18 protein-coding genes are annotated in these 21966 nt (G+C 72.5%); 12 read left to right on the top strand and 6 right to left on the bottom strand.

Annotation, left to right across the window (positions count from 1 at the left end):
- Window position 1: 1 nt before the first annotated feature.
- Window positions 2-1027 (top strand): hypothetical protein, encoded by a 1026-nt coding sequence (locus WMF24_RS20510; RefSeq protein WP_437738115.1) that lies wholly within the window; start codon window positions 2-4, stop codon window positions 1025-1027.
- 117 nt (window positions 1028-1144) lie between these two features.
- Here WMF24_RS20510 and WMF24_RS20505 read toward each other — a convergent pair whose 3' ends face one another.
- On the bottom strand, window positions 1145-2635 hold the full coding sequence (locus WMF24_RS20505) for a sulfatase (RefSeq protein WP_437738114.1): 1491 nt from the start codon (window positions 2633-2635) through the stop codon (window positions 1145-1147).
- Between the two features lie 76 nt (window positions 2636-2711).
- Here WMF24_RS20505 and WMF24_RS20500 point away from each other — a divergent pair, with 76 nt between their 5' ends.
- Window positions 2712-3821, top strand: coding sequence for a hypothetical protein (locus tag WMF24_RS20500; RefSeq protein WP_437738113.1), 1110 nt, complete (start codon window positions 2712-2714; stop codon window positions 3819-3821).
- Window positions 3822-3922: 101 nt separating this feature from the next.
- Window positions 3923-6028 carry a hypothetical protein gene (locus WMF24_RS20495; protein WP_437738112.1) on the top strand — a complete coding sequence of 702 codons (2106 nt, stop codon included), beginning with the start codon at window positions 3923-3925 and terminating at the stop codon, window positions 6026-6028.
- A gap of 99 nt (window positions 6029-6127) precedes the next feature.
- On the opposite strand, the gene WMF24_RS20490 is transcribed toward WMF24_RS20495, so the two are convergent.
- Window positions 6128-8026 carry an aconitase family protein gene (locus tag WMF24_RS20490; RefSeq protein WP_437738111.1) on the bottom strand — a complete coding sequence of 633 codons (1899 nt, stop codon included), beginning with the start codon at window positions 8024-8026 and terminating at the stop codon, window positions 6128-6130.
- A 477-nt stretch (window positions 8027-8503) separates the two neighbouring features.
- Between WMF24_RS20490 and WMF24_RS20485 the strand changes: the two genes are divergently transcribed.
- From WMF24_RS20485 to WMF24_RS20465, 5 genes are all read left to right on the top strand, one after another.
- Complete coding sequence (locus WMF24_RS20485) at window positions 8504-8863, top strand: roadblock/LC7 domain-containing protein (RefSeq protein ID WP_061617885.1); 360 nt, start codon at window positions 8504-8506, stop codon at window positions 8861-8863.
- The gene (locus WMF24_RS20480) at window positions 8860-9327 is read left to right on the top strand and encodes a type II 3-dehydroquinate dehydratase (RefSeq protein WP_437738828.1); all 468 of its coding nucleotides are present in this window, start codon (window positions 8860-8862) and stop codon (window positions 9325-9327) included. Before WMF24_RS20485 ends, WMF24_RS20480 begins: the two co-directional genes overlap by 4 nt.
- A 57-nt stretch (window positions 9328-9384) precedes the next feature.
- Entirely contained in the window at window positions 9385-9906 is a 522-nt protein-coding gene (gene accB / locus WMF24_RS20475) for an acetyl-CoA carboxylase biotin carboxyl carrier protein (protein ID WP_437738110.1), read from the top strand.
- A gap of 21 nt (window positions 9907-9927) precedes the next feature.
- A complete protein-coding gene (gene accC, locus WMF24_RS20470) occupies window positions 9928-11274 on the top strand; it encodes an acetyl-CoA carboxylase biotin carboxylase subunit (protein WP_437738109.1) in 1347 nt (448 codons plus the stop codon).
- 312 nt (window positions 11275-11586) lie between these two features.
- Entirely contained in the window at window positions 11587-15423 is a 3837-nt protein-coding gene (locus WMF24_RS20465) for an FAD-dependent oxidoreductase (protein ID WP_437738108.1), read from the top strand.
- Between the two features lie 68 nt (window positions 15424-15491).
- Here the strand turns inward: WMF24_RS20465 and yhbY are convergent, their stop codons facing one another.
- Window positions 15492-15794, bottom strand: coding sequence for a ribosome assembly RNA-binding protein YhbY (gene yhbY / locus WMF24_RS20460; RefSeq protein WP_437738107.1), 303 nt, complete (start codon window positions 15792-15794; stop codon window positions 15492-15494).
- A gap of 403 nt (window positions 15795-16197) precedes the next feature.
- Here yhbY and WMF24_RS20455 point away from each other — a divergent pair, with 403 nt between their 5' ends.
- The 3 genes from WMF24_RS20455 to meaB are packed head-to-tail and all read left to right on the top strand — an operon-like array spanning window position 16198 to window position 18355.
- The gene (locus tag WMF24_RS20455) at window positions 16198-16992 is read left to right on the top strand and encodes an arginyltransferase (protein ID WP_437738106.1); all 795 of its coding nucleotides are present in this window, start codon (window positions 16198-16200) and stop codon (window positions 16990-16992) included.
- Between the two features lie 49 nt (window positions 16993-17041).
- Complete coding sequence (locus WMF24_RS20450; RefSeq protein ID WP_437738105.1) at window positions 17042-17239, top strand: hypothetical protein; 198 nt, start codon at window positions 17042-17044, stop codon at window positions 17237-17239.
- Between the two features lie 60 nt (window positions 17240-17299).
- Window positions 17300-18355, top strand: coding sequence for a methylmalonyl Co-A mutase-associated GTPase MeaB (meaB, locus tag WMF24_RS20445; protein ID WP_437738104.1), 1056 nt, complete (start codon window positions 17300-17302; stop codon window positions 18353-18355).
- 155 nt (window positions 18356-18510) lie between these two features.
- Here the strand turns inward: meaB and WMF24_RS20440 are convergent, their stop codons facing one another.
- The 3 genes from WMF24_RS20440 to WMF24_RS20430 all read right to left on the bottom strand — a co-directional run bounded on the left by WMF24_RS20440 (window position 18511) and on the right by WMF24_RS20430 (window position 20665).
- Window positions 18511-18804 carry a hypothetical protein gene (locus tag WMF24_RS20440; protein WP_437738103.1) on the bottom strand — a complete coding sequence of 98 codons (294 nt, stop codon included), beginning with the start codon at window positions 18802-18804 and terminating at the stop codon, window positions 18511-18513.
- Window positions 18805-18954: 150 nt separating this feature from the next.
- The gene (nth, locus tag WMF24_RS20435; RefSeq protein ID WP_437738827.1) at window positions 18955-19809 is read right to left on the bottom strand and encodes an endonuclease III; all 855 of its coding nucleotides are present in this window, start codon (window positions 19807-19809) and stop codon (window positions 18955-18957) included.
- Window positions 19778-20665 (bottom strand): Fic family protein, encoded by an 888-nt coding sequence (locus WMF24_RS20430; protein WP_437738102.1) that lies wholly within the window; start codon window positions 20663-20665, stop codon window positions 19778-19780. The genes nth and WMF24_RS20430 overlap by 32 nt, the downstream gene beginning before the upstream one ends.
- Here WMF24_RS20430 and WMF24_RS20425 point away from each other — a divergent pair.
- Entirely contained in the window at window positions 20625-21791 is a 1167-nt protein-coding gene (locus tag WMF24_RS20425; protein ID WP_437738101.1) for a hypothetical protein, read from the top strand. The two genes, WMF24_RS20430 and WMF24_RS20425, sit on opposite strands and share 41 nt — an antisense overlap.
- The last annotated feature ends 175 nt before the right edge of the window (window positions 21792-21966 follow it).

The raw sequence follows: 21966 nt of genomic DNA, 5'->3' as shown, positions 1-21966 counted from the left end.
CGTGTCGCGCCGACGTCTCGCCCGGCGCGTCGCGAAGGCCGCGCGGGGGCTCTGGTTCGCGGCGCTCGCCCTTGCCCTGTCCGGGTGCGCCTCGAGGCCGGCGATCCTGGCGAGCGCCGACGACTACGCGGCGTACCGGGCGACCCGCGTGTCGCGGACCTTCGAGGGGCGGCTCGCCGCGGCGTCGAACTACCTGGAGCGCTACCCGGACGGCGCCTTCGCCGGCGAGGTGCGCGCGTACCTCGCGCGGGCCGAGCCGGTCTACTACGCCGCGAAGCGCGGGACCGCCGCGGGGCTCACGGCGTACCTCGCGACGCTGCCGCGGGGCGCGTTCCGCGAGGACGCGGCGCACCGGCTGCGCGCGCTCGTCCGCGACCGCAACGCGGGCGACCTCCTCGCGCGCGCCGCGCGCGAGACGGAGGCGCAGCTCTCGAGGCAGCGGGCCGCGCGCGCGCGGGTGCGCGAGGAGCTCGCCGCGTGGCTGCGCCGCTTCCTGGGCAGCGACGCCTGGGGGCGGCCGCTCGCGGAGGCGCCGGCCGAGGTGGTCGTCCCGTTCTCCCTTGCGCTGCCGGCGCCCCGGTGCGCGTCAGCCGACGAGCGCGCGGGCCCGGGCGCGGTCGTCTGCGCGAAGCGGATCGAGCTCCCGTTCGCCGTGAGCGCCGGCGGCGAGAGCGCGCCGCGGAAGGCGGAGCTCGAGGTCGCCGTGCTGCAGGACGCGGCGGGCCGCCCGATCGAGGTCGCGCTCCGGGGGCCCGACCTCTTCACGCGCCTCGAGGAGGCGCGCTCGGCGCGCGAGATCACCGCGGACGACCCCGAGGGCCGCATCGGGGGGATCGCGCTGGCGGTCGAGCTCGCGCGCGGCGCCTTCGCCGCGCGCGTCTCGGCCGAGCCGTCGTGCAGCCGCGAGGTGGAGGCGCCCGTCGTGCTCCACCTGGAGTGCGGCGGCGTGCGCCTCGTCGCGCGCGCCGCCGTCGACGCGGGCGAGGACGACGGCGTGACGATCTCCGTCGCCCCGCCGGCGCGCTAGGCCGCGCGAGCAGAACTCCGAACCGCCAAGACGCCAAGACGCCAAGGCTTTGTCTTCTTCTTGGCGTCCTCGGCGTCTTGGCGGTTCATTTCTCGCTCGATCAACGTGATCGTTGTTCTAGCACCGCTTGTTCTTCTTCTTGCCCTTGAGCTTCGCCGTGTTCTTCGGGCAGACGTCCTTGATGGCCGCGGAGCGCTCCTTGTAGAGCGCCTTCATCTCCTCGAAGACGGACGCTTGCTCTCGCTTCAGATCCTTCGTCTCCCCCGGATCCGCGACGACGTCGAAGAGGTCGAAGCGCTCGTCGTCGCCGTAGGCGGTGAGCTTGTACCGCCCGTGGATGAGCGCGCGGCGCCTGTCGTTGTCGCTCGTGCGCGGCAGGTCGATGATGACGTCGCGCGGCTCGGGCTTCGCGCCGTGCAGCTCGGGGACCAGGCTCTTGCCCGGGAACGACGGCTCGGGCGGGGCGCCGGTCAGCTCCAGGATCGTCGGCGCGAGGTCGATCGAGCTGCGCGGCTCGTCGATGCGGCGCGGGGTGATCCCGGGCGCCTGGATCATCAGCGGCACGTGGGTGAGCACGTCCCACACCTCGAAGCCGTGGCGGTACATCTTGTGCTCGCCGAACGCCTCTCCGTGGTCCGCGGTCACGATGATCGCCGTGTCCTTCCCCCACGGCTGCTGCGCGACGAAATCGAGCAGCTTGCCGACGTGCATGTCGGTGAACTTGACCTCGCCGTCGTACTTGTCGCGCGCGCGCTTGCCGAACGGCTCGATCCCCTCGTGCGTCATGTACACGTCGTGCGGATCGAGGAAGTGGAAGTACGCGAAGAAGGTGCCCGACGTGTTCTGCTTGTCGGAGAGCATCTTCAGCGCGAGCTCCAGGTGCCCCGGGCTGGTGACGTTCCGATCGGTCGTGTTGTCGGCCGAGAGCCCCGGCACGATCTCGTAGACGTCGAAGCCCTGCCGGAAGCCCGCCTTCTGGTCGAAGTAGAAGTGCGCGTGGGCGCTCATCGTCCGCACCCCGGCCTTCTGCAGGAGCTCCGGGAACATGACCACGCTGTCGGGGTAGTTGCCGAAGAAGTAGCCGCTGCGCTCGACCTCGCTCGGGTACCGGCCGGCGAGGAAGCCGCCGACGCTCATCGATGTGTACGACGAGATCGCGTAGTGGCGCGTGTAGCTGACCGCCTGCTTCTCGAACGCCGTCAGCCTGGGCGCGATGTCGCGCTCGTAGCCGTTCCACGGCATGTCCGCGCGCATGCTGTCGATCGAGACGACGAGCACGTTCATCTTCGCGCGCTGCCCCGCGGGCGCGCCCGTGGCGCCGCCCTCCTTGCCGGCGGCGGCGCTCGCGGCGGCCGGCGCGGCGCTCGCCCCGGCGGCGGCCTGCGGCCCGGTCGCGGCGGGCTCCTGCCGCGCCGTGGGCTCCGGCGTGCGCGGGGGCGGCGGCTGGCCGTCGCCCTCGCGGGAGCAGCCCGACCCGGCGACCGCGAACGCGAGCGCGAGGGCCGCCGCGAGGCGCCGGCGGGCCGGACGTGATGGCGAGGAGGAGGAGGAGGACGCCCGCGGTCCTCCCGGCTCCCAGGCGCTCGTACGTGAAGCGACCGTGTGCATGGGGCCGTCTTACTCCGACTCGCGCCGCTCCGCCAAAGCCGCACACCGCCGGCGAGTTCCGGTATGCTCTCGGATCATGGCCCCGGCCCCTCGGAACCCTCCACCGCTGCCGCCCCAGGGCCGCGCGCAACCCGCGGCGAGGCCCGGCGAGCGGGCGCCGACCGAGCAGCCGAGGTCGCTCCCTCCCGACGCGCCGCGGCGCGTCGGCGAGCACGTCAGCCAGGCGCTGAAGGATCACATCACCGAGATGGCGCTCGGCCTGCTCGAGGAGCAGATGCAGGCCCGCATCATCCACTACCGCGCCGACCTCGAGACGAACCCCGAGCTCGACGCCGTCACCGCGCAGGTCGTCGCCCAGCTCAAGGTGATCCAGGCCTCCGCGGGCGCGGCCGATCGCGGGGCGAAGAACCGCGAGGCGATCCGCGAGGCGCACGAGAGGACCCTCTGCACCCTGCTCGCGCGGGTCATCCCCGAGGACGGCATCTCGCTGCTCGTCGAGCGGCGGCTCAAGAAGATCCACAAGAACCTGGCGCGCCTGTTCTTCCAGTCCGAGCTCCACGAGAAGACGCGCGGCCGCGACGGCGCCCCCAAGGTGATCCACCACGGCGAGCAGGCGCTCTTTTACGTGCTGACCCGCTACAAGAACCGGATCGAGGCCGAGCTCGAGGGCTTCGAGTTCGCCTCCGAGGAGGCGCGGGAGCAGTCGTTCGAGCTGCTCGCGAAGCTCACGAAGGACATGCAGGACGCCTTCCTGTCGCGGCGGTCGAGCGAGCTCCGGCGCATCGTCTCGGTGGTGCACGTCGTGCTCGTCGACTTCTTCACCGAGCGGCTCGCGGGGAGCCTCGGCGACTTCGCCGCGCGGGTCGTGCGGGACGCCAGGACGTCCGAGGGCAGGGCGTTCGCGTACAAGGTGACGAGCGAGGCGTTCCCGCGCTTCCGCGCGGCGTTCGAGCGGCACCTCATGGTGATGCTCGTCGGGTTCGCCGAGGACGAGCTCGTCGCGCAGCTCGCCGACACGGCGGGCTCCGAGCGCGACGAGACGATCCTCTTCATCACCGACCCGCACCTCTTCAGCATGATCTGCGGCGAGGTCTGCGAGGGGCTATACGAGTTCCTCTGCAACGAGGGCTTCCTCGATCTCCCGCCCGACTGGCGCCGCGCCTCGACCGCGCCGACCGACGGCTGATCCACGGTCGACCTGCGGCCGACCGACGCTGAACGACGCTGAACGACGGCCGCCGACGAACCGCTCACAGAACGCTCACCCAGGAGACACCCAGGGACATCATGAGACGTCACGACGTCGCGCGAGCGGGCTCCGGCCTGCTCCTCGCTCTCACGCTGCTCGCCGGATGCGCGCGCGGCCCCGATGTGGACGCCTCGGGGCTCGCGCTGCGGCGCGTGGTCATCTACAGGAACGGCGTCGCGTACTTCGAGCGCCGCGGGCTCATCGACGCCGATCAGGTGACCTTCCGCGTGCGCAAGGAGAAGGTCGGCGACTTCCTCGCGACGCTCGCGGTCATCGAGGCCGGCGGCAGCAGCGTGCGGAGCGCGTCGTTCCCTGTCGAGGTCGACGACGGCGCGGGCGACGACGACGCGCCGCCCGGGCCCGAGGTGACGACCGCGCCGCGGCCGCCGGACGACAAGGGCGCGAACGCCGGCAAGAAGACGGGGGACGAGGACGAGCTCGAGAAGGTGAAGCTCACGCTCGACGGGCGGGAGCACGACCTCGTCGTCGGCTACGTGGCCGAGACGCCTGTGTGGCGGCCCTCGTACCGGCTCGTGATGGGCGCGGGCGGAGCCCCGGGCGCCGCGGGCGGCGCTCCGGGCGCCGCGTCGAAGCAGGCGCACCTCCAGGCGTGGGGCATCGTGCAGAACCTCTCCGGCGAGGACTGGAAGGGGGTGAAGCTGTCGCTCGTGGCGGGCGCGCCGCTCGCCTTCCAGGCGACGCTCGACCAGGCGGCGATCCCGCCGCGCCCGATCGTCAGCGACCAGGGCGAGGTGATCGCGTCCGTGCCGACGAGCGAGACGACGCTCGCCTCCGAGGCCGCGCCGCCGCCGCCGCCGCCCGCCCCGATGCCGATGGACGCGCCGCTGGCCGAGGCAGGCGCGGCCGACGCGTACGCGCCCGAGGCCGAGGAGGCCCAGGCCGCCGGCAGGCCAGGGGCGATGAGCCGGGCCGAGGCGGCCAAGCCGGCCGCGAAGCGCGCGACGGTGCCGCACGCCGCTCCCGCGCCGGCGGCGGCGCCGCAGTGGAGGGGGGCGGCGCCGGTCCAGCAGCCGAAGTCCATGGAGCCCAGGCCGATGAACCCCTCGCCGCCGCGCAACGTGAGCGCCCTCGCCGCCGTCGCGATGGAGGCGGGCACGACGCGCTACGACATCCCGTTCCCTGTCGACATCCCCGACCGGAGCGCGACGATGGTCCTGCTCCTCGCGAGGCAGGTGCCCGGCGAGTCGATCTTCCTGTTCGCGCCGGACGGCGGCGTCCCCGCGTCGAGCTCGCACCCGTTCCGGGTGGCGCGCTTCACGAACAACACGCAGGGGCTGCTCGAGCGCGGCCCCATCGCGGTCTTCGAGAACGGCGCGTTCCTCGGCCAGGGCATGGTCGAGCCGCTGCCGCCCGGCGCCACGACGACGGTGCCGTTCGCGCTGGAGCGGGGGCTCGCGGTCGACACCACGCGCGAGGAGAGCGCCGAGGGCGCGCGCCTCGCCAGGATCGAGGGCGGCGCGCTCGAGATCGAGCGCGACTGGGTCACGCACACGAAGTACGCGATCCGCAACGGCGGCGACGCCGCGGCGAGGACGCTCGTGAAGCACCCGCGGCTGCACGGCACGCGCCTGCACGCGCCGCCGAAGGGCACCGAGGACAACCTCGGCACGGGCAGCGCGCTCGTGCCGATCGACCTGCCGCGGCGCGGGACGGCGGTGCTCGACGTCGACGAGCGGCGGATCTTCCGGCAGCAGATCGACTGGCTGAGCCAGCTCGCCGACGACGCGGTGCAGGCCTACCTCAAGGACCCGCGCGCCGACGCGGCCGTGGCGAAGCAGCTCGGCCAGGCCTGGGAGATCCGGGGCAAGCTGCGCCCCGCCATCGACGAGCGCGACAAGATCCTCGCGGAGCAGCAGCGCCTCGAGCAGCAGAGCCACGAGCTCCGCCAGAACCTCCGGGCCATCGAGAAGAACCGGACCGCCGACGAGCTCCGCCGCGAGCTCACGGATCGGCTCGCGAAGGCCTCGGTGCGCCTCGACGAGATCACGAAGCGCGTCATCGTGCTCGAGATGCAGATCAACGAGCAGCAGATCCGCTTCCGCGATCTCACGAACGAGATCAAGCTCCTCGCCCCGCTCTCCCCGGTGCGCGCCGCGCCTGCAGCGCTCCGCTTCGGGCTCTGATCCGGGCGCTGCTCGCGCCATGGTCCCGGTGGGGATGGCGGTCATCCCCACCGGGCGCGACGCCGTCCGGCGGGCGTCGCTCCTCGCCGACGACCTCGCCTACGACCTCGCCGGCTTCGTCGCGCTGGGCGGCTGCCGCACGGTGCCCGCGTGGGTCCAGCTCCGCTCCATGCCCGTGGCGAGCCAGGCCACCTCGACGCGCTCGCTCCCGAAGACCGCGGCGACGCGATCGCCCCACTGCGCGGGGGCGGGGAGCTCCACGCTCTTCTGCTCCTTGATGCTGCCGAGCGCCTCCGCGCCGACGAGGAACGTGGCGATCCCCTCGCTCGCGAACGCCGACACAGCGGTGCTCGGCACGAACGGCGCGACGACCGCGCGCACCGACGAGAGATCCGTCGCGCGCTCCGCGACCGCGCGCACCTCGTCGAGCGTCGACAGCACGAGCGCCACGCCGCCGCCGGCCGCCTTGCCCTCGGCCGGCGCGGCCTGCGCCTTCTCGTCCGCGGCCGCCGCGGCCGGCGGCGCCGCCTCGGCCGGCGCGGGGGCCTTGCGCCCGCGCGCCCCGACCGCCGTGCGCCCGTTCCCCTTCGGCACGCCCGCGAGCACGTCGAGCGTCAGCGGCCCCTTCCAGGGCACCGCCGGCGGCGCCGGCGGCGGCTTCTTCGTGCTCACCTGCTCGCCCTTCTTGTCGCGGAGGATCAGCACGTCGTCGGTCGGCAGCGCGCGCGGCACGGTCACCCGCACCGGCCGCTTGAACGACCGCGGATCGCCCACCGCGCCCGTGGCCACCGCGTAGGCCAGCGTCTCGGCCGAGGCCACGACGAACGACGGCGCCCCGGCGATGCGCGGCTCCGGATCGGCCGTGCGCAGCGATAGCCCGCCGGGCGGCGGCGGGTAGATCTCGGACGTCACGACGCGCCGGTCCGGCTCGACGATGCGCGCGCCGGTCGCGACGAGGTCGACGAGCGCGCCCGACTGCGCGAGCACCTCGAGCACCTGCCGCGACGGCGGCGCGACGAGCAGGTCGAGGCGCGAGGGGACGCGCTTCGACTTGAGCAGCAGCGCCGCCGCGAGCATGTCGCGCAACGTCACGCCGGAGTCGCCGCCGAGGACGACCTGCGCCACCGGCTTGCCGGCGAGATCGCGCACCGGCCGCACGACGCCCTCCTCGTCCATGAGCAGCGGATCGACCGTGCCGAGGTCGATCGACACGACCTCCTCGCACGGCGCGCCCGGATCCGGCACGAGCGCGCGGTGCGCCTTCGACCTGCGCTGATCGCGGAGGAAGACCTCGGTCTTCTCGTCGCTCACGAACAGCGCCGCCGCCGCGCCCACCTGCGGCGCGATGCCGCAGAGCACCGCGCGGTCGCCCACAGAGAGCAGCCGCGCGCTCGGCCCGGCGAACTCGAGGATCACGGGCGCGTGGTGCTCGCCCTCGATGCGCCGCACCACCTCGTCGAGGTTCCTGCGCAGGAGCTCGAGCGCGACGTCCCGCGCGCACACGAACGGCCGCACCCGGCCCGAGAGGTGGATCTGCACGCTGCGCGGCGGCCGGAGCCAGGCCGAGCCCGTGGCGAGCGCCTGACCGAGCTGGCTCGGCGACACGACGAGCGACAGCATGCCGATGCCGCCGACGGTCGCGAGCCGCGGATCGTCCGTGAGGGCGAGCCGCGCCGGCGCCGCGAAGCGCTCCAGGTGCACCGGCGCGGGGAAGCCGATCCCCGGCCGCGCGATCGGGATGTTGTAGGTCGGGAACTCGGGCGACACCGAGTGCGGGCTCCCCTCGTCGACGTCGGCGAGCGAGCTCGCGTCGGCCACGCAGGTGCCGTCGTAGGCCACGGCCACCTCGACCGGCGTCTTCTTCATGCCCGTGGCGATGGCCTCGGCCAGCGCGCGGGACGGCGCCCTCGAGAGGATTACCTGGTCGACCTTGACCTGGACGAGATCACCGCGAAGCTGAGGATCCGTCGCCCTCCCGGCGAGGATCTTCTGGGGCATCGTGCGGGGGGGATCCCCGGCTCGCGCACGCATAGATGTTGGGCCGTCCTTGTTTCTTGCTGAGCTGGGGACGGCGCACGCCGTTCCCGACCACGTTTGACGTCCTCCCGCCGGCGAGACGCGCCGTCGGGTTCGCCCCGGGCATCGCCGCGGACGAAAGAACGGCCGCACGTTAGCCGCTCGCCGGGACAAGGGTCAAGGCGTGCTTTGGAGCGGGCCCCTTGGGGCGGGAATCGCCCGGCTGGGACCAGGATGCAAGAGGCAAAGCGCCCGCGCCGTTCGGCGCCGTTCCGCGCCTGTTCAGCCGGTCCCACTCTTCCAACGTTGCCCTTGTTCCCTTGTTGCGCTCGCGCCGCCGCTGCCGGGCGGGCGGCGCGGGCGGCGGCGACGCGCGCCGGCGCCCGGACCGGGCGCGTATGACGTCGGGTCAGGTTCGTTTGTTTTCCCGATCGTGCCGCGCTTGGGTAGTCTCGGCGCATGTTCCAGGCCGTGCTGAAGGAAGTCGTAGAGAACACCGAGGGCGGCATCGCGACCCTTCTCATGGATTTCGAGGGGATCGCGGTCGACAGCTACTCCAAGCCCGGGGCCGCGTTCGACATCACCACCATCGGCGCGGAGTTCAGCGTCGTGCTCAAGTCGATCCAGCGCGCCGCCGAGATGCTCGACGCCGGCAACGCCGCCGAGATCGCCATCCAGGCGGAGAAGGTCACGACGCTCATCCGCGTCGTGAACAGCTCGTACTTCGTGGCCTTCTCGATGACGCCCGACGCGAACATCGGGAAGGCCCGGTACCTCCTGCGCACCAAGGTGCCGGTGCTGCTGAAGGAGCTCTCCTGAGCAGCTTCAGGATCTCGGTCATCTCCGGGCCGAACCTCGATCGACTGGGCAAGCGCGAGCCAGCGATCTACGGCACGGCCACGCTGGATGACATCCACCGCGCCGTCGAGGAGGCCGCGCAGGCCCACGGCGCCTCGGTGTCGTGCATGCAGTCGAACTGCGAGGGAGAGCTCGTGACCGCGATCAGCCACGCCGGCGATCGCGGCTTCCACGGCATCCTCCTCAACGCCGGCGCCTACACGCACACGTCGATCGCGCTGTACGACGCGATCCGCGCGAGCGCCCTCCCGACGGTCGAGGTGCACATCTCCAACCCCGACGGCCGCGAGCCGTTCCGCCGCCGCTCGCGCATCGCGCCGGCCTGCATGGCGCGCGTCGCGGGCTTCGGTCCGAGCTCGTACGTGCTCGGGTTGCTCGGGTTGCTCGGGCACCTGGAGAAGGTCCGACCGGACGAAAGAGGTTGAAGATGCGCCGTCACTCTGGTTGAAAGGCGGCAAACATCGATGGCCGAACGTCCTTCCATGAACATCAACCTCAAGCAGTTGCGGGCGCTGGTTCGCCTCCTCGAGAAGCGCAACGTGAGCGACTTCGAGTTCGAGGACGAACACGTTCGCATTCGTCTCACGCGCGGGGGCTTCGCGCCGCAGGCCGGGGCGCAGCAGCTCGCGCCCGCCGCTTTCCACATCCAGAGCGCGCCGGTCGCGCAGCCCGCTCCGGCGCCCGCGCCCGCTCCGGCGGCCGCCGCCGCGCCGCCGGCGCTTGCGGCGGCCGCGCCCGCGCCCGCCGCCGCGAGCGACGAGGGGGTCACGTACGTCACCTCGCCGTTCGTCGGCACGTTCTACCGATCGCCGTCGCCCGACGCGCCGCCGTTCGTCGAGGTCGGCGCCACGGTCCGCGTCGGCCAGGCGCTCTGCATCATCGAGGCGATGAAGCTGATGAACGAGATCGAGGCGGACGCCCCCGGCACCATCGTCGAGATCCTCGTCGACAACGGCAAGCCGGTCGAGTTTGGCCAGCGTCTCTTCAAGGTGCGGCGCAGCTAGCGCTGCCCGGGCGAGGGTGCCGTGTTCCAGAAGATCCTGATCGCCAATCGCGGCGAGATCGCGATGCGCGTCATCCGCGCCTGCCGCCTGCTCGGCATCCGCACGGTCGCGATCCACTCCGAGGCGGACGCCGCGGCGCTGCACGTCCGGTTCGCCGACGAGGCCGTGTGCGTCGGCCCGGCCGACGCGTCGAAGAGCTACCTCAACATCCCGCAGATCATCGCGGCCGCCGAGGTCACGGGCGCGGACGCGATCCACCCGGGCTACGGGTTCCTCTCGGAGAACGCCAAGTTCGCCGAGCTCTGCAAGAAGTGCCGCCTCACCTTCATCGGGCCGAGCCCGGAGGCGATGCGGACGTGGGGCGACAAGGTCTCCGCGCGCGAGGTCGCGAAGCGCTTCGGCATCCCGATGCTCAGCGGCACCGGCGTGCTGAAGAGCGCGGCCGACGCGGCCGAGCAGGCCGAGCGCGTCGGCTACCCGGTGATCCTGAAGGCCTCCGGGGGCGGCGGCGGCAGGGGGATGCGCATCGTCCGCCACGCCGGCGAGGTGCAGCGCTCGTTCGAGATCGCGACGCAGGAGGCCCTGACCGGCTTCAAGAACCCGGACGTCTACCTCGAGCGCTACGTCGAGTCGCCGCGCCACATCGAGTTCCAGGTGCTCGCCGATCAGCACGGCGGCGTGTGGACGCTCGGCGAACGCGAGTGCTCGCTCCAGCGCCGTCACCAGAAGGTGATGGAGGAGTCGCCGAGCCCGGCGATGGACAGCGAGAAGCGCAGCCAGATGGGCGACATCATCCGGGCCGCGATCCTCGAGACCGGCTACACGGGCCTCGGCACGCTCGAGTTCCTCATGGACGAGCGCGGCGAGCTCTACTTCATGGAGATGAACACCCGCGTCCAGGTCGAGCACCCGGTGACCGAGATGGTGACCGGCGTCGACCTCGTCGCGCAGCAGATCCTCGCCGCCGCGGGCGAGCGCCTCTCGCTGCCGGACACGCGCCCGTGGAGCTTCCGCGGCCACGCGATCGAGTGCCGGATCAACGCCGAGGATCCGCGCTCGTTCGTGCCGTGGCCTGGGCTCATCACGGAGTACCACTCGCCGGGCGGCGTCGGGATCCGCGTCGACTCCGGCGTGTACGGCGGCTTCCGCGTGCCGAGCTCGTACGACTCGCTGGTCGCCAAGGTGATCGCGCACGGCGCGAACCGAGCCGAGGCGCTCGCGCGGCTGCGGTGCGCGCTCGACGAGTTCATCGTCGGCGGCATCCGCACCAACATCCCGCTGCACCAGGCGCTGCTGCGGGATCCGGACGTCATCGCGGGCAACATCTCCACGCACACGATCGAGCGCGTGGTCTCGCAAGGCTTCTGACCGCGGCGCAGGGCGCCCGCCGGGCCGGCGCCGCCCGCGTCGACGCGGGCGCGCCCGGCGGCGCGCGCGCGGCGGCCCCTCGGGACGACCGCGATGGAGCGCGCGTCGCCGTGCGAGCGGGCGGCGCGCGGTCGCGCCGCGCGCCGGCGAGCGCAGGCGTTGCGCGATCGCGGCGAACGGCGCCACGCGCGCGTCGCGAGGCCGACGAATGTTGCCCGAGAGGCGGGTAGCAGGCGCGGCCCGGTGCTACTTTACGTCGCCATCGAGATCAGGTGAGCAAACCCCTTGAAATAGAAAGCATTTGCCGCGGGTATGGAAGCGAACGCTGGAGTGCAGGCTGACTTCTCTTCGTGGGTGCAGGCGACCTCGGACGCTTCCGAGCTCGAGCTCGGAATCCCTGGCTTCGGCTACGCCGACCTCTTCGACCCGGCGAAGCTCGCCGAGCTGACGGAGCGCTTCGAGACCTACTTCCGCGCGTCGGACGAGGGCGCCTACGCGCGCTTCGACGCGTACCGGACGTCGTTGCTGTCCGCGCAGGCGGCTGCCTCCGGCGCCAGCGGCGACGCGGCCCGGCCCGCGCTCACGCCGGAGCAGGTCTCCGAGGCGCTGCTCGCGGCGGCGCCGCACGTCGGCCGCTTCGTGGCCCGGCTGTTCCGCGTCGAGCGGGAGGTGCAGGCGCAGATCGACGCGACCCTCGAGCGGAGCGTCCTCTGGGATTTCAAGCGGGAGTTCTCGAAGAAGCGCCTGTTCAAGCCGAGCCCCGGGAAGGCGTGGCAGGGCACGCACGTCGAGGCGGCGCACGCGGCGCGGCGGTCGCTCGCGGCCATGGGCGCGCCGGCGAGCGCGCTCGACACCGGCTCCGCCGCCGAGGAGCTCGCGATCGCGCGCGCGACGCTCGCGCTGATCGAGGTCGACGAGATCGCGCGCAAGGCGGCCAAGGCCGGCGGCGCGAAGTGGACGGACGAGCTCCGCGCGCGGGCGGCGAAGTCCCGCGCCGCCCTGCGGGAGGACCCGGCGCTCGCGGAGCGCGTCGCGCAGGCGGTCGCCGTCGCGGGCGACGCGCCCACCGAGGCCGAGGACGCGGCGGTCGTCGCGTTCGCGCTCGACGCCATCGAGGCGTGGCTCGCGGCGCGGCGCGCGGACGAGCACGACCCGGCGCGGCGCTGGCCGACGCTGAAGGCGCCGCGCACGCTCGACTACCAGGCGCTCGTGCAGCTCCACAAGAAGAGGGACCCGGGCGGCAGCGGCTCGGCCGAGCTCCTCGTCGGCCCCGAGCACCACCGGCGGGATCGCGACGGCTTCGCGCTGACCGACCGGCGCGCCGGCCCCCGCGAGGTCGAGAGCCAGGTCGACTACTGCCTGCTCTGCCACGATCGCGACAAGGATTCGTGCTCCAAGGGCCTGCGCGACAACAAGACCGGGGCGATCAAGTCGAACCCGCTCGGCGTCGAGCTCCACGGCTGCCCGCTCGACGAGAAGATCAGCGAGATGCACACGATGCGCGGGAAGGGCGAGTCGATCGCCGCGCTCGCGCTCGTCTGCATCGACAACCCGATGTGCCCCGGCACCGGCCACCGCATCTGCAACGACTGCATGAAGGCGTGCGTCTACCAGAAGCAGGATCCGGTCGACATCCCGCAGATCGAGACCGCGGCGCTAACGGACGTGCTGTCGCTCCCGTGGGGCCTCGAGATCTACGGCCTGCTCACGCGGTGGAACCCGCTCGACGCGCTCAGGCCGCACGCGCTCCCGTACAACGGGAAGAACGTGCTCGTCGTCGGCCTCGGCCCGGCCGGCTACACGCTCTCGCACCACCTCACGCGGCAGGGCTTCGCGGTCGCGGCGATCGACGGGCTCAAGATCGAGCCGCTGCCTGTCGAGCTCACGGGCGACGAGGCGCGCCCGCCGCGGCCGGTCCGCGACTTCAAGCGCCTCTACACCGAGCTCGACGAGCGCGTCCTGCTCGGCTTCGGCGGGGTCAGCGAGTACGGGATCACCGTGCGGTGGGACAAGAACTTCCTCACCGTCCTCTACGTCACGCTCGCGCGGCAGCGCCTGCTGCGCATCTACGGCGGCGTGCGGTTCGGCGGGACGGTCGACCTCGACGACGCCTTCCGGCTCGGGTTTCACCACGTCGCGATCGCGGCGGGCGCGGGGCGGCCGACGATCATCCCGCTCAAGAACAACCTCGCGCGCGGCATCCGCAAGGCGTCGGACTTCCTGATGGCGCTCCAGCTCGCCGGCGCCTACAAGCGCTCGGCGCTCGCGAACCTGCAGGTGCGCCTGCCGGCGGTGGTGATCGGCGGCGGCCTGACGGCGATCGACACCGCGACGGAGCTCGCGGCGTACTACGTCGTGCAGGCCGAGAAGACGGCGGACCGGATCGACGCGCTCATCGCCGAGCGCGGCGAGGCCGCCGTCCTCGCGATGTTCGACGAGGAGGAGCGGGAGTTCGTCGCCGAGCAGCGGCGCCACGCCGAGGAGATCCGCGACGAGCGCGCGCGCGCCGCGCGCGAGGGGCGGCCGCCGCGCTTCCAGGGGCTCGTCGACGCGTGGGGCGGCGTCTCGCTCGTCTACCGCAAGCGGCTCATCGACTCGCCGGCCTACCGGCTGAACCACGAGGAGGTCGCCGCGTCGCTCGAGGAGGGGATCCGCTACGTCGAGAACCTCGCCCCGGTCGAGGCGGTGCTCGACGAGCGCGGGTGCGTCGCGTCGCTCGTGTTCGATCGCCAGGCGATCGTCGACGGCAAGTGGCGGAGCACGGGCGAGATGGTGTCGATCCCCGCCCGCACCGTGTGCGTCGCGGCGGGCACGAGCCCCAACGTCACGTACGAGAAGGAGCGCCCCGGGTCGTTCGCGTTCGACAAGTGGCGTCAGTTCTTCCAGCCGCACCGCGCGTACGTCGGCGAGGACGGCGCGCTGAAGGTCGAGCCGGCCCAGCCGCGGGAGGGCTTCTTCACGAGCTACAACGACGGCGAGCACGCGGTGAGCTTCTACGGCGACAACCACCCGCACTACGCGGGGAGCGTCGTGAAGGCGATGGCGAGCGCGAAGGACGCGTACCCGTCGGTCGTCGCGCTGTTCCAGCGCGACCTCGCGCGGCTCGGCGAGGAGCCGCAGGCGGCGCGCGACGCGCGGCGGCGCGACCTGTTCGCCCGCCTCGATCGCGACTTCGTCGCGGTCGTCGAGCGGGTCGAGCGCCTGACGTCGACGATCGTCGAGGTGGTCGTGCGCGCGCCCGCGGCGGCGCGGAAGTTCGAGCCGGGGCAGTTCTACCGGCTGCAGAACTACGAGGTGAGGTCGCCGGTGATCCGCGGGACGCGGCTCGCGATGGAGGGGCTCGCGCTGACGGGCGCGTGGGTCGACAAGGAGAAGGGGCTGCTCTCGCTGATCGCCCTCGAGATGGGCGCGTCGTCGCGGCTGCTCGCGGCGCTGCGCCCGGGCGAGGAGGTCGTCGTGATGGGGCCGACCGGGACGCCGACGGACATCCCCGAGGGCGAGACCGTGCTGCTCGCCGGCGGCGGGCTCGGCAACGCGGTGCTCTTCTCGATCGCGAAGGCGCTCAAGGCGCGCGGCGACCGCGTCATCTACTTCGCCGGCTACCGCCGGGGCGAGGACCTCTTCAAGCAGGACGAGATCGAGGTGGCGACCGACCAGGTCATCTGGTGCACGGACGGCGGCGCGGACATCCCGCCGCGGCGCCCGACGGACCGCCATTTCCGCGGCAACATCGTCCAGGCGATGCGGGCCTACGCCGAGCGGCACCTCGGCGGCGAGCTGGCGAGCCTCTCGGAGGTCCGGCGCATCATCGCCATCGGCTCGGACAAGATGATGAACGCCGTGCGCGAGGCGCGGCACGGCGTGCTGGCGCCGCACCTCGATCCGAAGCACGTGGGCATCGCGAGCATCAACTCGCCGATGCAGTGCATGATGAAGGAGGTCTGCGCGCAGTGCCTCCAGCGGCACGTCGATCCGGAGACGGGCAAGGAGACGCTCGTCTTCTCGTGCTTCAACCAGGATCAGCCGATCGACCACGTCGACTTCAAGAACCTCGCCGCGCGGCTCCGGGCGAACACGGTGCAGGAGAAGCTGTCGAACGCCTGGCTCGATCACCTGCTCGCCGAGCGCCCCGATCTGCGGCACGTGTGACGGCGGCCGCGGCGAGGCGGTCGCCCGGGGGCGCGTCGCGCCTCGGGCGACCGCGCGCCGGCTCGCGGTCAGCTCCCGGCCGGCAGCTTGATCTTCGGCTCCTTGGGGTGGCGCCGGTACAGCAGGATCGTCCGGCCGAGGGTCTGCGCGACCTCGGCGCGGAGCCGCTCGGACAAGGACTCCGCGACGTCGCCCAGCTCGTCGGGGCACTCGGTGCCCAGGCGCACCTTCACGAGCTCGTGCCGCTCCAGCGCCGTGTCGACGGCCGCGACGACGCCGTCGGTCAGGCCGGCCTTGCCGAGCTGCACGACCGGGTCGAGGTGATGCCCCAGCGCCCGGAGGTGGCGGCGCTGCTTTCCAGTGAGATCCAAAGCGTTCGGCCTTTCTTGGGGCGCCCGCGCTGATCGGGCCCGTCCCTGGACCGACATCTCGCGGGCGCGTGCCGGGTCATACCGGCCCCGAGGCAAGAGGAAAAGGGGCGGGCGCTCCGCGAAGGCCGATGCATGGTGGGTGTACAGGGGTAAATGTGCGATAGTCTCGATGCCCGATGCCCGATGCCCGACGCCTGATGCCCGACGCCTGATGCCCGACGCCCGGCACGAGCGGGCGGGGTGTTGTCGCCGGGCGCGTGCGCGCGCCCATGGGCGTTGCGCGTGCGCGGTCCTGCGTCCCGGGCCGCTCAGGGTTTTGCTTGACGTGGCCCCCCAACAGGCATCCCCTGGATAGAGCGGCCGGCGTATCGACAGGGGATCGAGCGCTCGGATCGACGGAGACATGGGCTCATCGGGCGAGCGAGAGGCGGTACCGACGCAGGACGGGGAGCTCCCTCGTCTGGATGAGGCGGCGGACCCGATCGAGCTCACGGTCCACGACGAGGTGAGCCCCTGCCCGTACCTCGACGAGGTCGACGCGCGGATGCCGCTCCGGGTGCCCATCCGGCCGCTCACGCGGGCGGAGTTCGACCGGAGGCTTGTCTCGGGCAACCGGCGCCACGGCAAGCTGCTCTACCGCACCCAGTGCCCCTCGTGCCGCGCGTGCGAGCCGATCCGGATCCTCGTCAGCGACTTCGTCCCCGGGCGCACGCAGCGACGCGTGCTCCGGCGGGGCGAACAGATGATCGACGTCGAGATCGGCCCACCCGTGACCACGCGGGAGAAGGTCGCGCTGTACAACAGGCACAAGCACGGCCGCGGGCTGATGCGCGACGACGGCCCCCTCGGCGCGGCGGGCTACGAGGCGTTCCTCGTGGACAGCTGCTGCGAGACGTTCGAGATGCGCTACCGCGTGGGCGGGCGCCTCGTCGGGGTCGCCATCGTGGATCGCGGGCTCGAGTCGCTGTCGGCCGTCTACTCGTTCTACGATCCCGCGCTCGAGCCGCTGAGCCCCGGCGTCTTCTCGATCCTGAAGCAGCTCGAGCTGTGCCGCTCCTGGGGCCTGCGGTACCTCTACCTCGGCCTGTACGTCGAGAAGTGCTCGCGGCTTGTCTACAAGGCCCAGTACCTGCCGCACGAGCGGCTCATCGGCGGCCGCTGGCAGCGCTTCGACCGGAACGCACCGGCGGCGCCGTGACCAGAGCGCGCCGCTGGATTGCGTGAGCGCTCCGGTTCATGAACGGCCCATGTGGAACCGCACCCCGGCCTTGATCGCGTGCGCTGTGCTCTCGGCCCTGCTCGCCGCCGCGTGCGGCCAGACGAGGCCGATCTTCGACCGCGGCGGCGGCGGTGCGGGGGGCGGCGGCTCGTCGGCGAGCGGAGAAGGCGGAGCGGGCGGAGCAGGCGGCGGGCCGTCCGGTGACGACGGCGGCGGGGCAGGGTAGGGGGCGCCCATCGTCCGCGGCCCGGTTGTGTCCTCGCATCGCCGGGCCTAGACCGCTCGGGTGCATCCGCTCGCAGAGAAGGTCCTCGCCCGCGACACGCGCGCGACGGCGCGGGCCTGCCGGCTCGTCGACGATCGCGCCGGCGACCATGCCGCGATCCTGAAGGATCTCTTCCCCCACACCGGCCGCGCCTGGGTCCTCGGCGTGACGGGCAACCCGGGGGCGGGCAAGAGCACGCTCACAGACCGGCTGATCGGCGCGTTCCGCAACCAGGATCGCCGCGTCGCCGTGGTGGCTGTCGATCCCACGAGCCCGTTCACCGGCGGCGCCATCCTCGGCGACCGCATCCGCATGCAGGCGCATTTCGGCGATCCCGACGTGTTCATCCGGTCGCTCGCCACCCGGGGCGCGCTCGGCGGGCTGTCGCGCTCGGCGATGGACGTCGCGCGGGTCCTCGATGCATGGGGCGCCGACGTGATCCTCGTCGAGACCGTCGGGGTCGGGCAGGACGAGCTGGAGATCACGCGCATGGCGCACACGACCCTGGTCGTCGCGGCGCCCGGGATGGGCGACGAGGTGCAGGCCATCAAGGCGGGAATCCTCGAGTGCGCCGACGTCTTCGCCGTGAACAAGGCCGACCGGGATGGGGCCGACGCGGCGGTGCGCGACCTGGAGCTCATGATCGCGCTCGGCGGCGAGGTGGCGAAGGCCTCCGGGCGGGCGCGCGGGCACAGCGCGGCGGCGCTCCACGCCCGCGCGGCGGGCGCGGCGGGTCCGCTCGGCGAGCCGTCCGAGGGGCCCTGGACGCCGGCGATCGTGCGCACGGTGGCCACGCGCAACGAGGGCGTGGCGGCGCTCGTGGACAGGCTGGAGGCGCACCGGGCGTGGCTGTTCGGCACCGAGGCCGGCGCGTCGCGCCGGGAGGAGCGCCTGCGCGAGGCGATGCACGTGCAGCTCCGCGACGCGCTCACCGACGCCGCGGTCGTCGCGCTAGGCCCCGCGCTCGATGCGGCGGTACACGCCGTCGCGCGGCGCGAGATCGACCCCTACACGGCGTCGGAGCGGCTCGTCGAGTCGTTCCGCACCGGCGCCGCCCCGCCGGGCGACGGGGCCTGAGACTTCGAGGCAAAGACACGAACACGCAAAGACGCGGAGGCGCGGAGACGCGAAAAAGAAGATATCCTGGATTCTGACGCCATCGCGTCTTCTGCGTGTTCTTTGCGTCGATACCCCGCGAGGCAGAGCTCGAAAGGGATCTCTGACCTGGAGGTTCAGTCGATGCACCGATCCAGCGCATCCTTCTCGCGCTTGCAGGCGACATCCCACTTGTAGTCGCGGCAAATTCCCGTGTCGTCCTCGCACGCGAGGAGCTCTTCGTACCTGTCGAGACAGCCCCTGCGGTCCGCGTCTTCGTACCTGGAATCGTAGCGATCGAGGCAATCGCCGTACTTGCGATCGTCGCACCCCTCGCAGTCGCACTTGTAGTCGCAGAGATCGCGCTCCAGCCGGCCGCACGCGGCGGTGAAGAGGCAGGTGAGCGCGGCTATCAGGGGCAGAGCCTTCATCACGTCAGTCTACCCTGCGCCCTCGGCGCCAGGTCAACACGCAGCTCGCGGCGGGCGCGTCGAGCTGCGGTGAGCCGCGCTGACCTGCTCCACGTCTGCACGTCTGCCCTCAGCGGGCTCGACGCGCGACCTGCTCCGCGTCGACGGCGCTCACGGCTGCGCGGCGCGGCGCCGGGGTGGGCGCGGCGGCTTTCGCCCGACGTTCTCCGCGCGGAACGCGCTCGGGCACGCGTCGCTGATCCCGCAGCCTCCGCACGCCGGCTTCCTGGCGAAGCAGATCCGGCGGCCGTGGAAGACCAGCGTGTGGGACAGCATATCCCGGTCGCGCTGCGGGAAGAGCGCCCCGAGATCTCGCTCGATCTGCTCCGGCTTGTCGCTCTTCGTCCATCCGAGCCGCTGCGCCAGGCGCTGTACGTGGGTGTCGACCACCACGCCTTCCGGCGCGCCGAAGGCGACGCCGAGCACCACATTCGCTGTCTTGCGCCCGACGCCAGGCAGCTCGACGAGCTCGGCCAGCGTCCTCGGCACCTCCCCGCCGTGCCGCTCGATGAGGTCCCGCGCGAGCCCCACGATGTTCCTGGACTTCTGGTTGAACATGCCCATCCCGAGCCGGCGGAGCAGCGCGGCGATCTCGGCGGGATCGGCGCCCGCGAGCGCGCGGGCGTCGGGGTATGCGCCGAACAGGTGCGGCGTCACCTTGTTGACGAGCACGTCCGTCGTCTGGGCGCTCAGCACCGTGGCCACGAGCAGCTCGAACGCAGATGTGTGATTCAATTCACAATGCGCGTCCGGGTGCAGCACGCGCAGCCGCGCGTAGATGGCCTGGGGCGGCGCGCCGGGCCGCGCGCGCGCCGGCGCCCGGGCCGCCGCGGGGGGCGCGGCCGCCCTCGCACGGTCAGCGGCGGCCGCCGGCGGGCGCCGCGCGCTCCGTCCGGCGGTCGCCGCCCCCTGCGCGGGGCCGCGCTTCGATGTCTCAGCTGACGAAGGCGCGCTTCCGCGTCTCATGCTCATCGAGGAGCTTCTCGACGCTCGCGAGGGCGTTCTCCACCGACTCCTGCACCATCTGCAGCACCGTCGTCGCCGAGCCCTTCAGCGCCTCGTAGTAGCGCTGCCGCTCGGTCGAGTGGATGATCGACGGGGGCAGGCCGGTGCGCAGGAGCAGCATGTTCATGAACAGGCGCGCGACCTTGCCGCTGTCGTTCGGGAACGGATAGACCCGGAGCAGATCGTAGTGCGCGCGCGCCGCGATCCGGATGCCGTTCCGCGTCTTCCGTGTCTCGGGGTCGTTCAGCCAGTCGATGATCTGCCGCACCTTGTAGGCGATCTTGTCCGGCGGCGCGTACTCGTGGAAGTAGAGCCGGTGCTGGGGGATGTCCTTGCGGTATTTCACCGTCTTGAGGTCCCCCTCCTCCGGATGGAGGATCAGGTACAGCTTCTTCACGCAGTCGACGGTGACCGGCGCCCGCTTGTTCTCGCCCTGCTCGCGCACGTACGCGATGGCCTCCTTGTGGCGCCGGATGTCGTCGTACGTCGGCTGAAGGCTCGAGTCCGCGACGAGCGGCGCCGGGCCGCTGAGCGCCGCGCGCAGCTCGTCGAACGTGTAGACCACGCCTTCGAGCGCGCTGTCGTGATAAATCCACGACATATCGAGGCTGTCGATGTAGCGCCGCCGGAAGTCCTCGGACTGCGCGTTCAGCCGCTGCTCGATGAGCGCGCTGCGCTCCTCGATGGTGGCCCGCCGCGGGGGCGGCAGCATCGGGAGGGGCAGCGTGACGATCCGCGGCGGCTCCCGGAGCGGGACGCGGCCCGATCGGCGCTCGATGGACGCCGCGCCCTTTCCCTTCGCCGTGCCCGGCCGCACGCTCTTCTTCTCGGAGACCGGCCTGTCGCTCGCGCGCTGGGGCCTGTCGCTCGCGCGCTGGGGCCTGTCGCTCGCGCGCTGGGGCCTGTCGCTCGCGCGCTGGGGCCTGTCGCTCGCGCGCTGCGGCTTGTCGCTCGTCCGGCGCGGGCGCTCCGCCTCGACCGGCGCGGCCTGCTCCCCGCCTTCCCTGAGCTTCAGCCTCTCCTTGAGCCTCGGCTCGTCGTCGGACCTCAGCTTCTTCTTCTTCTTCCGGAGCTTCGTCGGCTCGGCCGCCTGCGCCGCGAGCGCCCGCTCGGAGCGCGCCGCGACCTTCCTCCGGACGAGCCTCGGCTTCGCGGCCTTGACCCGCGCGAGCCTCGGCTTCGTGCCCTTCGTGGCCCGCGCGACCCGCTTCTTCGCGGCCTTCGCGCTCCGCGCCCGCCCGGCGACCGCCCTGGTCCTCGCCGCCCTCGGCTTCGCGACCCGGGCCCTCGTCACCCTGGCCTTCGTGGCCCTGGCCTTCGTGGCCTTCGCCCGCGTCGCCTTGGCCTTCGCCGCCCTCGCCTTGACCTTTGTCGCCCGGGCCTTCGCCCTGGCCTTCGTGGTCCTCAGCTTGGCGGCGGCGCGCGTCGACCTCGCCTTCGTCCTGGCGGCCGTCTTCTTCGCCTTGGCCGCGCCGGCCCGCTTCGCGGCGGCGCGCGTCGTCTTCTTCGCCTTGGCCGCCGGTTTCTTCCTGGCGCTCGTGCGGGTCGCCCGCGCGGGCGCGCGCGTCGCCTTTCGCCGCGCCGGGGCCGCCGACTTGCGGGCGGTCGCCCGTTTTGTCGTGGCCTTCCGGCGCTTTGCCGCCTTCACGGCCGAGGTGCGTCGCGCAGCAGGACGAGAGGCCGCGGCCTTCCGCTTCGGCTTGCGCGCGGTCGATCGGGCGGCAGGTTTCGCCTTCCGCGTCCGCGCTGTCGCGGCAGCTCGCCTGGAGCTCGCCGCGCTGGCCTTGGTCGCTCTCTTCCGGTCTTTTTTCGAAGTTTTTCGGGTCTTCTTTGCCGCCATGGGCGTGCTTTCACACAATCGCTCAGGCTGCCCGCTGCCACGCTGCGGCGAGCTAACATACGATCGAAAGGGCCTAATGCCGGCCCGCAGCCTAGCAATTTGAGGATTTATCCGTCAACCAGTCCGGTGCGGAAGTCTGCCGAGAGCGACCCCCCCGGGGCTGGATCGTTCCTGATCCAGGAAGCGCGCTGCGACGTGCGGCGCTCGCGGCGGGGCGGCGCCGCCGGGGCTGCCCCGCCGCGAGCGGGCGCCCTCCGGGGGCCATTCCCGGCGATCTC

It is taken from the genome of Sorangium sp. So ce1335, assembly GCF_051521615.1.
Lineage (GTDB): Bacteria > Myxococcota_A > Polyangia > Polyangiales > Polyangiaceae > Sorangium.
This window is presented reverse-complemented; position numbering and strand designations above follow the sequence as displayed.